Here is a 14,032-nt window from a genome sequence, read left to right on the forward strand (position 1 = left end):
TGCTGCTAAGGTTCGGCATCAGGCCCCGGTCGCGGGCCGCGCATACAGGGGAACCCACATGACCATGGACGTGATTGATTACCAAATCTTCGGCGCTGAAATGCAATACGTCGAGATCGAGCTCGACCCCGGCGAGGCCGCCATCGGCGAAGCCGGCGTGATGATGTACATGGAAAACGGCATTACCATGGACACCATCTTCGGCGATGGCTCACAGCAAGGCGGCTTTTTCGGCAAGCTCATGGGCGTGGGCAAACGCCTGCTCACCGGTGAAGGTTTGTTCACCACCGTGTTTCAAAACGACGGCAATGCCAAACAACGCGTGGCGTTTGCCGCGCCCTACCCCGGCAAAATTGTGCCTATCGACCTGCGCCAACTGGGCGGCACCCTGATCTGCCAGAAAGATTCTTTTTTGTGCGCTGCCAAGGGTGTGGCGTTGGGCATTGCCTTGCAGAGAAGGCTGGGCGCAGGCTTGTTTGGCGGAGAGGGCTTCATCATGCAAAAGCTCGAGGGCGACGGCATGGCGTTTGTCCACGCCGGCGGCACCTTGATGGAGCGCACCTTGGCCCCGGGCGAGACCTTGCGGGTCGACACCGGCTGCGTGGTGGCCTTCCAGCCCTCGGTGGACTTTGATATCCAGTTTGTCGGGAAAGTGAAGTCCGCCATCTTCGGCGGTGAAGGCTTGTTTTTCGCGACCTTGCAGGGTCCGGGCAAGGTGTGGCTGCAAAGCCTGCCGCTCTCACGCCTGGCCAACCGCATCATGCTGTCGGCCCCTGCAACCCACAGCCTGGTCGGGGGTGGCGGTAACGACGACTAAGCCCCGCGCAGTGGTGCCAAGCGGCCTGTCATCAGCGCATCAGGCCATTGGCGCACAATGTTATGCACTACCTACCGCGCCTTATGGCCACAACCCCCCGATCCAAACGCCCGCAACTCAGCGATGAGATCCGCAAACTGGTGGAAACCCACCAGCCTGTGGTGCACTCGGTGGCGCGCCACGTAGCCAAACGCCTGCCCCCCAATGTAGACCGGGCGGACCTGGTGCAAGATGGCATGCTCGGCCTGATGGAGGCGCTGCTGCGCTGGACCAAAGAGTCCTCGGGCTCGCACTTTGAGAACTACATTGCCCTGCGGGCCCAGGGCGCCATGATCGACGGCCTGCGCGCCGCTGACCCGATGAGCCGTAGCCTGCGCGAGCAGATGCGCAAGGTCGAAAAGTCCCTCCAGCTACTCAGCCACCAGCTCGGGCGTGCGCCCACTGAGGGCGAGCTGGCCGAGCACCTGGAAATGCCGCTGGCCGACTACCAACGCCTTTTGCAAGACGCACAGGGCTATGTGCTGCTCTCTTTGCAAGACCTGAGTGGCGACAACGTCGACCACTACCTGCAGCGCTGCATGGACGAGCACGAAGACCCCTTCGCAGTGCTGGAGCGCGCCAGCTTGCGCAAAGCGCTGGCCGAGTCGATTGAGTTGCTGCCCCGCAAGAGCCAGATACTGCTGACCCTGTACTACGAGCACGAGATGCGCATGCACGAGATCGCCCGGCACTTGGGCCTGTCAGAGGCGCGCATCTCGCAAATGCACACCCAGTCCATTGCCCAGCTGCGGGCCTCGCTGGCCATGCGAGACGTCCAGAGCCTGCTGACGCCCCGCAAGCGGCCGCGCAACCAGCCGGATACCGTGTTTCAGAGCGTTTAACGCTGCTGCCCTGCTGCCGGCCCGCATAGCCTGCGCAGGCATGATGCTTGCTCGGTTGCTCCTGCCATTCAACACCCGCAGGAGCACCCCATGAACCGCAACGACATCACTGAAAAAATCATCACCGTCAAAGTCAGCAAAGGCATCACCTGGGAATCGGTGGCCAAGAAAGTGGGCTTGAGCAAAGAGTGGACAACCGCCGCCTGCCTGGGCCAAATGACGTTAGACGACAAGCAAGCCAAAATCGTGGGCAAAATCTTCGGCCTGACGGTAGAAGAGCAAAAGTGGCTGCAAGTGGTGCCCTACAAAGGCTCGCTGCCCACCCCCGTGCCTACCGACCCGCTGATCTACCGCTGGTATGAAATCGTCAGCGTGTACGGTACCACCATCAAAGAACTCATCCACGAAGAGTTCGGCGACGGCATCATGAGCGCTATCGACTTCTCCATGGACATCGTGCGCCAGCCCGACCCCAAGGGCGACCGCGTGAATGTGGTGCTGTCGGGCAAGTTCCTGCCCTACAAGACTTACTGATCGGGCTCAGGCCTTCTGGCGGCGCTCGCGCACAGCGGCCGCCAATGTTTCGAGCACCGGCACGGTTTGCGCCCAGCTGATGCAAGCGTCTGTCACGCTCACGCCGTGCTGCAGTGGCTTGCCGTCCACGATGTCCTGGCGGCCCTCGTTGAGGTGGCTCTCGATCATCAGGCCGGTAATGCGCGCATCGCCTGCTGCTATTTGCGCCGCCACGTCCTGGGCCACCACGATCTGGCGGGCGTGCTGCTTGCTGCTGTTGGCGTGGCTCACGTCAATCATCACCTGCTCGCGCAAGCCGGCGGCTTTGAGCAGCGCGCAAGCCGCGTCTACATCGGCGGCGGAGTAGTTAGGCGCCTTGCCGCCGCGCAAGATCACGTGGCAATCGTTGTTGCCGCGTGTCTCGAAGATGGCGGCCTGGCCCATCTTGGTCATGCCCATGAAAGCGTGCGCGCCTTGGGCGGCCTGAATCGCGTCGGTCGCTACCTTGATGCCGCCATCGGTGCCGTTTTTGAAGCCCACGGGGCAGCTCAGGCCGCTGGCCAGCTGGCGGTGGCTCTGGCTCTCGGTGGTGCGCGCGCCAATGGCGCCCCAGCTCACCAACTCGCTGATGAACTGCGGCGAGAGCAAATCCAAAAACTCGGTGGCCGCAGGCAAGCCGGTGTCCAGCACATCCAGCAACAAGCGGCGCGCCATCTCCAGCCCTTGGTTGATGGCAAAGCTGCCGTCCAGGTGCGGGTCGTTGATATAGCCCTTCCAGCCCACGGTGGTGCGCGGCTTTTCAAAGTACACGCGCATTACCACCAGCAGGTCGGCACTCAGCGCATCGGCCTGCGCCTTGAGCAGGCGGGCGTATTCCATGGCCTGGCTGTGGTCGTGGATGGAGCAGGGCCCCACCACCACCACCAGTCGGTCGTCCTGCCCTTGCAAGATGCGCGAGATGGCCGCGCGGCTGCTCTCCACCAGCGCCTCGGCAGCGGCCGGCACCGGCAGCTTTTCTTCCAGCAGCGCGGGGGTGATGAGCGGGCGCACCGCACCGATGCGCACATCGTCAATACGGGTGGTGTCGTGGGTAGTCAGGGCGGCGATGGTGGAGGTGGTCATACTATGAAATTGATAGCTGCTCGCGCAGGTAATACGAGCGCTAGAGGGTGATTTGGCTTGTATTTTAGACGGTGCCTAGTAAGGGGCGTATGAAATAAATTACTGTATAAATCCACAAAGGGACAAAAACCGGACAAATGTCCGGTAGTATTCCCGCCGTATGACAAGCCCAATCACCACCGAAGACAACTCCGCCGCCCTCCAATACTTGCAGGCGGCGCGCAAATCCCACTCACAAGCCGACCTCGCCAAGCACCTGAAATTTGGTGAACGGCAGGTACGGCGCTGGGAAAAGGGTGAACAACCAATACCAGCCCATGTAGTCGAAGAGCTTCAGCGTCTTCTCGACTTTGGGATTGACTCCAAGCCAACCAGCGACTTCACCTTTATCGATCTCTTTGCCGGTATCGGCGGAATCAGGCTGGCCTTTGAAGCGATTGGTGGCGAATGCGTCTTCACCAGCGAGTGGGACAGCTATGCGCAGAAGACTTACGCCACCAACTTCCCCAGTTCGCATGCGATCAACGGCGACATCACCCAAATTGATGCAGAGGACATTCCTGACCATGACGTGCTGCTGGGCGGCTTCCCCTGCCAGCCTTTTTCCATCGCGGGTGTGTCGAAGAAGAATGCGCTTGGCCGCGCTCACGGCTTCGCTGATGAAACCCAAGGAACACTTTTCTTTGATGTGGCACGCATCATTGCGAAGAAGCGGCCCAAGGCGTTCATGCTCGAGAACGTCAAGAACCTGCAATCGCATGACAAAGGCCGTACCTTTGACGTGATTCACCGGACGCTTCGTGATGACCTTGGTTACAACGTTTTCTTCAAGGTTATCGATGGCGCCCACTTTGTGCCACAGCATCGCGAGCGGATCATCATTGTCGGGTTCAGGGACGAGGTGGACTTTGATTGGGACAAAGTGAAATTGCCCGGAAAAGGTAACGTCACTCTTGGCGAGATTCTTCACAAACCCAAGCTCGAAGCAGCGGCGAAAGTCGATGGCAGCAATTACTTTGACTATGAGAACAAGAAGCTGCTGAGCAAGTACACGCTGACAGACAACTTGTGGACGTACCTGCAGAACTACAAGAAGAAACACCAAGCCGCTGGCAATGGATTTGGCTTTGGGATGGTCAACGAAGGAAGCGTCACTCGCACACTGTCGGCACGCTATTACAAGGATGGCTCAGAGATTCTTGTAGATCAGGGTGATGACAAAAACCCGCGTCGCTTGACACCAAGAGAGTGCGCCCGATTGATGGGATTTCCGGACACTTTCAAGATTCCCGTGTCAGATACCCGCGCCTACAAGCAATTCGGAAATTCCGTGGTTGTCCCTGTCATGGAAGCTGTTGCTAAAGCCATGCGACCACACATTTGCAGCGCAACCTTAGAAACTAAGCCAAAGAAATAGCAGCAACTTTTTTAGGAGCCAAAAATGCAAACAACATCACGCATTCCGTCATTGCCAAACAAGTCTTTCTTTGCGATGAATCGCTGGTTCTACAAAATGCAGCAAGCAGGATTGCTATATCACCCTGACGAACGCGCCGAAGACATTGTTGACATAGAAACTGGTGCACCAACATTTGACCCAGTTGAATGCGAGCTGCTTGATGCCATGATCGACCAAATGTTTGAGGTCCATGGAGATAAGGTTTACGACGTTTGCATAAAGCACGTTCACAAGGCCATGGGCATTAAGCCGGAGTGATCGATTTTGTCGTGTCAGCTACCCGCAGTCGGATGATGGTGGGTAGTCTCCAGCCAACAACGCGGTAAAACCGGGCGGCGTAACAGCTACTCATTCATCTGAATTAGTCAACGAATGACCTCACTCAGCAAGTACTTCACGGGAACTGCCAGCAAATATCTAAGCAAGGTGGATGCAACAGCAAAGTCAAACCAGCATGAGATTGGCTCTAACAAATTCACCGCTATTCTGGGAGACCCCGGAAGCGAGAAGCGCAGATTCAACGCAACTTTTTTGTACTTCAATCCGTCGACAGAACAGCTGGATGTGTGCACTGGCGAAGTTACTTACTACGACACTCGACTGAACCAACCACACAGAGCTGCGGAATATCGCCTTTACTATCGAGACAACGCAGTTACTGAGCAAATGCAAGAGGGTGATTTTTGCCTCGTAGGCGCTAGGACCACTGGTGACTTGTTGATTGCTGTAGCTCCACCCGGCAGTGAACACGAGCGCAGATTGCGTTACCTTTTTGATGTCAAAGATGCAAAAGGGCTCTGGGCAGTAGGCGATGAAGTGAGCACAGCGGAACTGGACCTTGCCTCACGGGGTATCTTGGAAGCCCTTGGTATCGAAATTGAAGATACAGCAGATGAGTTGCTAGACCGCCTCATCGCAGCGTTTGGCATGTCCTTCCCTCCAACAAAAGAGTTCTCTGCTTTTGCCCGGAAATCATTGGGTGTCAATGTTTCAGCAGACGTAGACCCAGACCTAGCCCTCGAAGAGTGGATGAAACAAGAGGAGCGACTCTTTCGCTCGTTAGAGAAGGCGATTGTGGAGGTGCGACTTGAAAAGGGCTTCACTGAGGTTGATGAGTTTGTGAGCTTTTCTTTGTCGGTCCAAAACAGACGAAAGTCACGTGTTGGTCACGCATTGGAAAATCACTTGGAAGCAGTTTTCAAGGCGCATCTCGTGCCATACGAGAGGGGTGCCAAGACAGAAGGAAACTCGAAGCCTGACTTTCTTTTCCCGAGCTCAGCAGCTTATCGTGATCCTGCAAGCGTATCCCCGCCCTTGCAGATGTTGGCAGCAAAGTCCACTTGTAAAGATCGTTGGAGGCAAGTGCTTGCAGAAGCCGCAAAAATCCCGCGCAAACACTTGTTTACCCTTGAGACAGCGATTTCTGAGAATCAGACAGACGAAATGAATGCACATTCGATTCAACTAGTTGTTCCTCCGTCTGTGGCGAGGACATACACATCGAATCAGCAGGCCACATTGATGAATTTGCGGCAGTTTTTAGTAGTTGCGAATCCAGGCAAAAGTAAATAGATCAATACGTTGCGAGAAGACCCGAGGAAAGCGCGAGATCGACAGTTTTTCCTAGGCTGCTAGTGCTCTACTTTTGATAGCTACTCGCGCAATATTTACAAGCGCTAGAGCCCTATTCGGCTCTCAAACCAACCCATGCCGCTCCATCACCTCCCGCCAAGCCGCCAGCTTGCGCTCAAAGCTCCAGCTGGCGTTGGCGGGGCTGGTGCTGGGGAGCTGGTAGACGGGCACTCCCAGGGTGCGGGTGTGGCGGGCGTGTTTGAAGCTTTCGCCACCGTTGTGGGCGATAGCCTGTAGCTGCGGCAGGTGCAGTGCGGCGATGTCGTTGGGCACCGCGTTGCGGATGGCACTGTCCAGGCTGCCTTCGCGCTCGCAGCTGGCGTACACATCCCACACGCCCAGGCCGCGCTTCAACAGCCAGTTGCTACGAATTTCATAGCTATTCGCGCAAATTCCATGAGCGCTAGAGGGCCAAATGGCTTGCAATATCTTCCAGAACTGGTTTTGCGGGTGGCCGTAATACTCTTGCGCTTGCAGCGAGCGCACACCGGGAAAGCTGCCCAGTATCAGCACCTTGGTGGCGGGTGACACCAGCGGCGGCAGGCCGGTGAGCATGGTGGTCGTCATGGGGAGATCCTCAAGGGCATTGCTGCAGTATTCTCGTCAATCTATGGTCCGGCTTCCTCCTCATCTCACCATGCCTGTCTTGAAAACATGGGCTGCATGGTCTGCACTCGCTCTCTCTGGCGTGGCGCACGCCCAAGTCTTTGCCTTCAAAGACTGGGCAGTGGCCTGCGACAACACGCGCCACTGTGAAGCCGTCGCTTACCAAAGCGAGGAATCGGACTCCGCGCCTGTGGTGCTTTGGTTGTCGCGCGACGCGGGCCCGGATACGCCAGTGCGCGTGCAGGTGGACATGGATGAGAGCGAAGACCCCAAGCAGCTGACCCTACGCCTCGGCACGACCACCTTGAAGGGCATCTCCCGCGGGCAAGACTTGAGCCCGGCCCAGACCCGGCAGTTGCTGGCGCATGTGCTGGCCGGGCAAACACTCACGCTTGCAGATGGCGCCAAACGGTGGGAGTTGTCCTTGGCGGGCAGCCATGCGGCACTGCTCAAGATGGACGATGTGCAGGGCCGTGTGGGCACACCGGGTGCGCTGGTTCGCAAAGGCAAGAAGCCTGAGGCCACCGTGTTGCCCGCAGTATCCGCGCCAAAGGTGCAGGCCGCCACTTTGCCCAAAACCAGCAAGGCAGACGAAGCGCTGTTGCAGCCCATTCTGAAATCCATCACGCCGCGGGACTGTTGGGACGACTTGCCCGACGACAGTGGCCCTGACACCTCGCTCGTGCGTGTCTCGAGCACGCAGGTGCTGGTGATGCGCGAATGCGGGCGGGGGGCGTACCAAGGCGGGAGCGGCGTTTGGCTGGCCAACAGTAAGCCGCCCTATGCGGCCAAGCGCTTGGAGTTGCCTTTGCCACAGGGCAAGACCAGCGACTATGTGATGAACCTCAGCGTTACCGATGGCCGCTTTGCCTCGTATGAAAAAGGCCGTGGTGTGAATGACTGCGGTGCCGGTTACGACTGGGCTTGGACTGCCAAGGGTTTCGCGCTCACCGGCGCCTGGAGCGCGCCGCTGTGCCGGGGAATGCCGGGCGGCGGCTACAGCTTGCGAACCTTCACCGCAGACATCGCGCCCTGAGCAGGGCTTAGACGAAGCGCAGCCTTACTTTTTGGCCAGGGTTTTGCGGGCCTGCTCGATGCCGCCCACGTTCTCGGCCTTGCTAAAGCCCAGGCCCTTGAGCGTGTCCAGCGCGATGCTGCTGCGCCGGCCACTCTGGCAGTACAGCAGCACGGTGTCGTCTTTGCCCACACCGGCTTTGGCAATCTCTTGGGCGATGTTGCCGTGTTCGATGTTGATAGCGCCTTCCACATGCCCGGCGGCAAACTCTTGCGGGCTGCGCACATCGATGATGACGTCTTTGGCCTGGGCCGAGAGGGCCCCCAAGGACATGGTGAGGGCGAGTGTGATGTTGGCGACGAGTGTTTTCATACGGGGGCCTCAGGAGGTGGTGGGTTCCTGCGGATTGTCGCTGCCTCGCGCCAAGCCGGTCTATTGCGGGATGAACCGCAACCGGTAGATCAGCGCGCTCTCCGCGTACATCCGTGGCAGCGGCAAGCCCACTGCGGCCAGCCACGCGCCGTGGGCGGTGGGCGGAAGGGCGGCTTGGGCACCGGCGGCCAGCGCGGCATCGTTGAGCGGGCTGCTGGTCCACTCGGGCGGGGTGGGGTCCAGCCGCTCGATGGTGTAGTGCGCCGCCGGGCGCAGCATGGGCAGGCGCAAGGGCGGCGTGTTGCGGTGGGTGGTGGGCGTGGTGCGGTACACCAGCAGCAGAATTTCGCTGGCACCGGCATCGCCATGCGCTTGCCAGACCACGCCGTCGCCCACCTCGCCCAGCCACACCTGGCCGGTGTGCAGGCGGTTGCGCAGCTGCTTGTACATGCCCACCCAGCGGCCCAGGGCCATGCGGTCCTCATCGCTCATGTGGCGCACGTCGGCCTCTATGCCAAGGTGCCCGCTCAACGCCACACCGGCACGGAAGTTCAGGCTCTGGCTGCGGCCGGTGGTGTGTGCGGGCGCGGGGCCGATGTGGGCGCCCAGAATCTCGGGCGGCAAAAACTGCAGCGCGCCACGCTGGATGGCCACGCGCGAGAGTGCGTCGTTGCAGTCGCTGGTCCAGACGCGGTGGGTGTGGGCGAGCACGCCCATGTCCAGCCGGGCGCCGCCAGAGGCGCAGCTTTCAATCTCCAGCTGCGGGTGGGCGGCGCGCACCCGGTCCACTAGCGCATACAGCGCGTGCACAAACCGGCGGTAGGCGGGGCGGCCCAGCGCGTCGCCAGCGGTGGTGAGGTCGCGGTTCATGTCCCACTTGAGGTAGGCAATCGGCACGTTGCTCAAGAGCGCGTGCAGTTTGGCAAACAGGTAGTCGGCCACCTCGGGGCGGGCTACGTCCAGCACCAGCTGGTTGCGCATGGTGAGCAGAGGGCGGCTTTCCAGCTGCAGCGCCCAGTCAGGGTGGGTGAGGAAGAGCTGGCTGTCGGGGTTGACCATTTCCGGCTCGACCCACAGGCCGAACTCCATGCCCAGCTGGTTCACATGGCGGGCCAGGGGTTGCAGGCCGTCGGGGTATTTGGCGGGGTCGGGCCACCAGTCGCCCAGGGCGGCGCGGTCGCTGTGGCGGCCCTGAAACCAGCCGTCGTCCAGTACAAAGCGCTCCACGCCCACGCTGGCGGCGGCTTCGGCCAGTGCGCGGATGTCGTCGGTGCGGTGGTCAAAGTACACCGCTTCCCAGGTGTTGAGGTGCACCGGGCGCGGGCGCATGCGGCCACCGGGCCAAGGCAGGCGGCTGCGCACGCTGGCGTGAAAGTTGGCGGCCAGGCCGTTCAGGCCCTGCACCGAGCAGCTGGCAAACAGGGTGGGCGTTTGCAGGCGCTCGCCTGCGCCCAAGCGCACTTCGCCGGGGGCCAGCCACTCGCCCATTTGCCATTGGTATTGCCCGTCGTGCAGCCATTCGATGGCCTGGCGGTGGTTGCCTGACCACGCCAGGTGCGCGCCATACACCGTACCCACGTGTTCGGTGCTGCCGGGCGTGGTGACTACGGCACCGGGAAAGCTGTCGTGCGAGGTGCGGCCGCGCCGGTTCTCGCGCTGCCAGGTGCTGCGCGAGAGGGAATCCACCTGCAACTGAAATTCGTTGGCCCATTGGCCGGTGTAAGAGCGCACTGCCTGGGCGTTGCCGGGCAGCGGCACGGTGCCTGCGGTCAGCCAGTGCACGTCCAGTACATCGGGCCCGTCGTTCGCCAGGGTGCTGCTGAGCTGCAGCACATCGTGCGCGTCCAGCGCCATGTGCAGCGTGAGGCGCAGTTGCGCCACGCTATCAGTGAGGTGGATGGCAATGCGCTTGCCGGTGAGCAGGGTCTCCACCTCGCAATGGGTGAACTGTTGCGCAAACTGCTGGCCGCTACGGTGGGCCAGCAAGGCGCTTTGCATGTACCAGCCCACGCCGAAAGTGGGGGCCACGGTCAGCGGCTGGTCGAACTCCATGCTGCTGGGCGGGATGGCCCTGCCATCGCGCAGCGGAGCCAGGGGCACACAGTTGTCCGGCAGGCGTGGGCCCCAGTAGCGCCACAGCGGCGCCTCACCCGGGCGCACCTCCAGCACCACGCTGGTGTGGGTGCCATGCAGGGTGGTGAAGTTGGCAGAAGCCTCGGGTGCGTGGGTGCTCATGAGCCGTAAATGCGGGCGCCGCTCTTGTCGAACAACAAGGCCTTTGTAGCATCAAAGCGGGCTTCCATGGCCTGGCCGGAGCGCAGTTCGCGGCCGTTTTTGCTCTCGATAACCACCATCACGCCGCCGCTGGAGCGGGCGTAGGTAAAGGTCTCGCCGCCCAGGTGTTCCAGCATGTCGATGGTGACGGGCAGGACGGTATCGCCCTGCTCCTGGAAGTGCTCGGGCCGCACACCTACCGACACCTCGCTGCCTACGGCCGGCAAGGAGCCGCCCAGGGGCAGCTGGATGGTGGTGTTGTCAAAACCGTTGAGGCTGATCTGGCAGCCATTGCCGCCGTTCACGGAGGCGTGGCCGGTGACCTTGCCTTCAAAGAAGTTCATGCGCGGCGAGCCGATGAAGCCGGCCACAAAGGTGTTGGCCGGGTTGTCATACAGCTCCAGCGGCGCGCCCACTTGCTCGACCACACCGGCGCGCAACACCACGATTTTGTCGGCCAGGGTCATGGCCTCTACCTGATCGTGCGTCACGTAGATGATGGTGCTGCCGAGCTCGCGGTGCAGGCGCGCAATCTCTATGCGCATGTGTACGCGCAGCTCGGCGTCGAGGTTGGAAAGAGGCTCATCAAACAAGAACACTTGCGGGTCGCGCACGATGGCGCGGCCGATGGCCACGCGCTGGCGCTGCCCGCCCGACAGGGCCTTGGGCTTGCGGTCCATCAGCGGCTCCAGGCCCAGAATCTTGGCGGCGGCGTCCACCTTGCTCTTGACCACGTCTTTGGCCACACCAGCATGCTTGAGGGCAAAGCCCATGTTTTCGCGCACTGTCATGTGCGGGTAGAGCGCGTAGCTCTGGAACACCATGGCAATGCCGCGCTTGGACGGGTCCACATGGTTCATCACCTGGTCGCCGATGCGCAGCTCGCCGCTGGTGATGTCTTCCAGGCCCGAGATGGCGCGCAACAGCGTGGACTTGCCGCAGCCCGAGGGGCCCACGAACACCACGAATTCGCCGTGTTTGATGTCGAGGTCCACGCCCCGGATGATGTCGATCTCGCCGAATGATTTGCGGACCTGGGTGAGTTTGACGTCTGCCATGTTCTATTCCTCGTCGACTCAGTAATTTACGCGGCGTGCAGCGTCACGCGCTGCTCGCCCATGCGGCGGGTAGACACGCGCAGGGTGATGTCGCTCACCGCGCCAGTGGTTTCCAGCCAGAAGCCGGTGGTGCCGCCTTTGAGTGTGAGCAAGTCGGGGCCCAGCAGCTTGGCAGCACCGCTTACTTCGACATGCACCACGTCGTCCATAAACGGCAGCAGGCGGCCTGCCTGGTCCAGCGCGCGCACGATGACGCGGGTGGCGTCTTTCTCATGGGCGTGCAATTGCGTGTCGTCCACTTCCACTTGCAGGGTGGTGGGCACCGGGTTGCCCGAGAGCTTGACGGTAGACACGGCTTTGCCGTTGATATAGCCGGTGACGGTGGCATCGCGCCACAGCATGCCCCAGGCGCCCAGGTCGTTCATGTTGACGTGGCGGCTGTCAAAGATGACCGGCGCGTGCGGCAGGTACGGGTACAGCGCGCGGTCAGGCTCGGCGCGTTTGGGTGCAAAGTCGCCCACTTGCAGTTCCACGTAGTCGCAGTTGGTCAGCACGATCAGGGGCAGTACTTCGCAGCGGTCTTTCTCGCCACGGGCCCAATAGGTCACGGGTTGCAGCACCACTTGCTCGGCAGGGCTGCATTGGCTGGTGTAGCCCCAGGCGGCGAACTTGGGTTCGCGGAAGATGTCCATCACGCCGTGGTGGCAGATGCGGTCGCCCGCGCCGAAGTCTTTGTGGGTGTTGTAGTCAAACATGCACCAGCCGATGGCGCCGCTGATGACCGGGTTTTCATACGCCTTGTTCAGCACATCCAGATGCCGGCGCACATGCTCGGCCTGGCGGTCTTCGGGGTCGATGCGCTTGGTAGGGTACATGTGGCCGTTGAACTCGGTCACCAGGTAGGGCACCTCGTGGGCCAGGCCGGTCACCTGGCGGGGCTGGCGCAGCGGCGTGGGGGCAATGCCCTTCATCCACTCTGGGGGGGCCACGTGGCAGAAGTCGTTCACGGTGTACACGTCTTCCAGCAGCTCGCTGTTTTCGATGTAGCGCACGCCACCGGTCTGGCGGGTGGTGTCCAGGCTGCGGGCCATCGCGTTGGTGCGGGTGTAGAAGTCGTGGTTGTCCTGCGACTCGTTGATGCGCACGCCCCAGATGATGATGGAGGGGTGGTTCCAGTCGCGCTCGACCATGCGGCGCACGTTCTCCACCGACTCGTCCTGCCAGGCCTGGCCGCCGATGTGCTGCCAGCCCGGGATTTCTTCAAACACCAGCAGGCCGATTTCGTCGCAGCGGTCCAGAAAGTAGGTGGACTGCGGGTAGTGCGAGGTGCGCACCAGGTTGCACTTGAGCACGTCTTTCATGACGTCGGCGTCTTTGGCCTGGGCGCGCTGGCCCATGGCGTAGCCCACGTAGGGGTAGCTCTGGTGGCGGTTGAGGCCACGGATTTTGATCGGCTTGCCGTTGAGGAAAAAGCCCTCGGTGGTGAAGCGCGCGGTGCGGAAGCCAAAGCGGGTGCTGTGCTGGTCGCTGCCGGCGCTGGTGCTCAGCGTGACGCGGGCCATGTACAACACAGGGCTGTCCAGCTCCCACAGTGCGAGGCCGGCCAGTGATTCAAACGAAGCGCTGAACTCCGCGCCCGCCACGTCCACGGTTTGCTGGTGCAGCACGGCGCCATCCACACTGCACAGCTCCACCAGTGCGGTGCCGGTGAAGGCCGCTTGCGTGGGGTTGGCCAGAAAGCCTTTAACGGTGACGCCCTTGGCGTCGCTCAGTTCGTTGGCGGTTTCGACCTTAATGTTCGCAATCGACACTGCGTCGGTCACTTGCAGCCACACATCGCGGTAAATGCCGGCGTAGGTCAGGTAGTCGATCTGGCCGCCGAAGGGGGGAATCTCGGGGTTTTCGCTGCCGTCCACCTTCACGGTGATGAGGTTGTCGCCCTCTTTCAGCAAGCCAGTCAGGCGGGCGCTGAAAGGTGTGTAGCCATCTTTGTGCGCAGCCACTTGCTGGCCGTTGACCCAAACCACGCTGTTGGCCATGGCTCCGTCAAAGCGCAGGGCCACTTCGCGGCCGGCGAATGCAGGTTGCCAAGCCAGGGTGTACTGGTAGGCAAATTCCTTTTGAAAGCAGCGTTCGTCGAAGTAGGTCATGTCCATGTCGACGGCGTTGTGCGGCAGGCGCACAGCCTCGCCGGCAGCAGTTCCAGCGATCAGTTCAGACGAAAAAGAGGTGTGAAAGGTCCAGCCCGAGACGAGCTTGGTAACGGTACGCATGTGAAAAACC

Annotated in this window: 13 protein-coding genes; 7 read left to right on the plus strand and 6 right to left on the minus strand. The window is 61.0% G+C overall.

Annotated features, from left to right (window positions below):
* Window positions 1-58: 58 nt before the first annotated feature.
* The 3 genes from RAE19_RS09480 to cynS all read left to right on the plus strand — a co-directional run bounded on the left by RAE19_RS09480 (window position 59) and on the right by cynS (window position 2,232).
* Entirely contained in the window at window positions 59-817 is a 759-nt protein-coding gene (locus tag RAE19_RS09480) for a TIGR00266 family protein (RefSeq protein WP_313874650.1), read from the plus strand.
* Between the two features lie 83 nt (window positions 818-900).
* Complete coding sequence (locus RAE19_RS09485; RefSeq protein WP_313874651.1) at window positions 901-1,698, plus strand: FliA/WhiG family RNA polymerase sigma factor; 798 nt, start codon at window positions 901-903, stop codon at window positions 1,696-1,698.
* A gap of 90 nt (window positions 1,699-1,788) precedes the next feature.
* Window positions 1,789-2,232, plus strand: coding sequence for a cyanase (gene cynS, locus RAE19_RS09490; protein WP_313874652.1), 444 nt, complete (start codon window positions 1,789-1,791; stop codon window positions 2,230-2,232).
* Window positions 2,233-2,238: 6 nt separating this feature from the next.
* Here cynS and RAE19_RS09495 read toward each other — a convergent pair whose 3' ends face one another.
* Window positions 2,239-3,333 (minus strand): 3-deoxy-7-phosphoheptulonate synthase, encoded by a 1,095-nt coding sequence (locus RAE19_RS09495; protein ID WP_313874653.1) that lies wholly within the window; start codon window positions 3,331-3,333, stop codon window positions 2,239-2,241.
* Window positions 3,334-3,493: 160 nt separating this feature from the next.
* On the opposite strand from RAE19_RS09495, the gene dcm reads away from it, so the two are divergent.
* The 3 genes from dcm to RAE19_RS09510 all read left to right on the plus strand — a co-directional run bounded on the left by dcm (window position 3,494) and on the right by RAE19_RS09510 (window position 6,364).
* On the plus strand, window positions 3,494-4,750 hold the full coding sequence (gene dcm / locus RAE19_RS09500; protein ID WP_313874654.1) for a DNA (cytosine-5-)-methyltransferase: 1,257 nt from the start codon (window positions 3,494-3,496) through the stop codon (window positions 4,748-4,750).
* A 24-nt stretch (window positions 4,751-4,774) separates the two neighbouring features.
* The gene (locus tag RAE19_RS09505) at window positions 4,775-5,050 is read left to right on the plus strand and encodes a hypothetical protein (protein ID WP_313874655.1); all 276 of its coding nucleotides are present in this window, start codon (window positions 4,775-4,777) and stop codon (window positions 5,048-5,050) included.
* Between the two features lie 114 nt (window positions 5,051-5,164).
* Window positions 5,165-6,364, plus strand: coding sequence for a type II restriction endonuclease (locus RAE19_RS09510; protein WP_313874656.1), 1,200 nt, complete (start codon window positions 5,165-5,167; stop codon window positions 6,362-6,364).
* A 123-nt stretch (window positions 6,365-6,487) separates the two neighbouring features.
* Here the strand turns inward: RAE19_RS09510 and RAE19_RS09515 are convergent, their stop codons facing one another.
* Window positions 6,488-6,991: a DNA-deoxyinosine glycosylase gene (locus tag RAE19_RS09515; RefSeq protein ID WP_313874657.1), complete on the minus strand. Its 504-nt coding sequence runs from the start codon at window positions 6,989-6,991 to the stop codon at window positions 6,488-6,490.
* Window positions 6,992-7,061: 70 nt separating this feature from the next.
* Here RAE19_RS09515 and RAE19_RS09520 point away from each other — a divergent pair, with 70 nt between their 5' ends.
* The gene (locus RAE19_RS09520) at window positions 7,062-8,066 is read left to right on the plus strand and encodes a DUF1176 domain-containing protein (protein WP_313874658.1); all 1,005 of its coding nucleotides are present in this window, start codon (window positions 7,062-7,064) and stop codon (window positions 8,064-8,066) included.
* 24 nt (window positions 8,067-8,090) lie between these two features.
* On the opposite strand, the gene RAE19_RS09525 is transcribed toward RAE19_RS09520, so the two are convergent.
* The 4 genes from RAE19_RS09525 to RAE19_RS09540 are packed head-to-tail and all read right to left on the minus strand — an operon-like array spanning window position 8,091 to window position 14,022.
* The gene (locus RAE19_RS09525; protein ID WP_313874659.1) at window positions 8,091-8,417 is read right to left on the minus strand and encodes a rhodanese-like domain-containing protein; all 327 of its coding nucleotides are present in this window, start codon (window positions 8,415-8,417) and stop codon (window positions 8,091-8,093) included.
* A 60-nt stretch (window positions 8,418-8,477) separates the two neighbouring features.
* Window positions 8,478-10,652 carry an alpha-galactosidase gene (locus RAE19_RS09530; RefSeq protein ID WP_313874660.1) on the minus strand — a complete coding sequence of 725 codons (2,175 nt, stop codon included), beginning with the start codon at window positions 10,650-10,652 and terminating at the stop codon, window positions 8,478-8,480.
* Window positions 10,649-11,749 (minus strand): ABC transporter ATP-binding protein, encoded by a 1,101-nt coding sequence (locus RAE19_RS09535; RefSeq protein ID WP_313874661.1) that lies wholly within the window; start codon window positions 11,747-11,749, stop codon window positions 10,649-10,651. The genes RAE19_RS09530 and RAE19_RS09535 overlap by 4 nt, the downstream gene beginning before the upstream one ends.
* A 26-nt stretch (window positions 11,750-11,775) precedes the next feature.
* Window positions 11,776-14,022 (minus strand): glycoside hydrolase family 2 protein, encoded by a 2,247-nt coding sequence (locus tag RAE19_RS09540; RefSeq protein WP_313874662.1) that lies wholly within the window; start codon window positions 14,020-14,022, stop codon window positions 11,776-11,778.
* Window positions 14,023-14,032: the final 10 nt, after the last annotated feature.

Source organism: Rhodoferax potami, from assembly GCF_032193805.1.
In the GTDB taxonomy this organism is placed as follows: Bacteria; Pseudomonadota; Gammaproteobacteria; order Burkholderiales; family Burkholderiaceae_C; genus Allorhodoferax; species Allorhodoferax potami_A.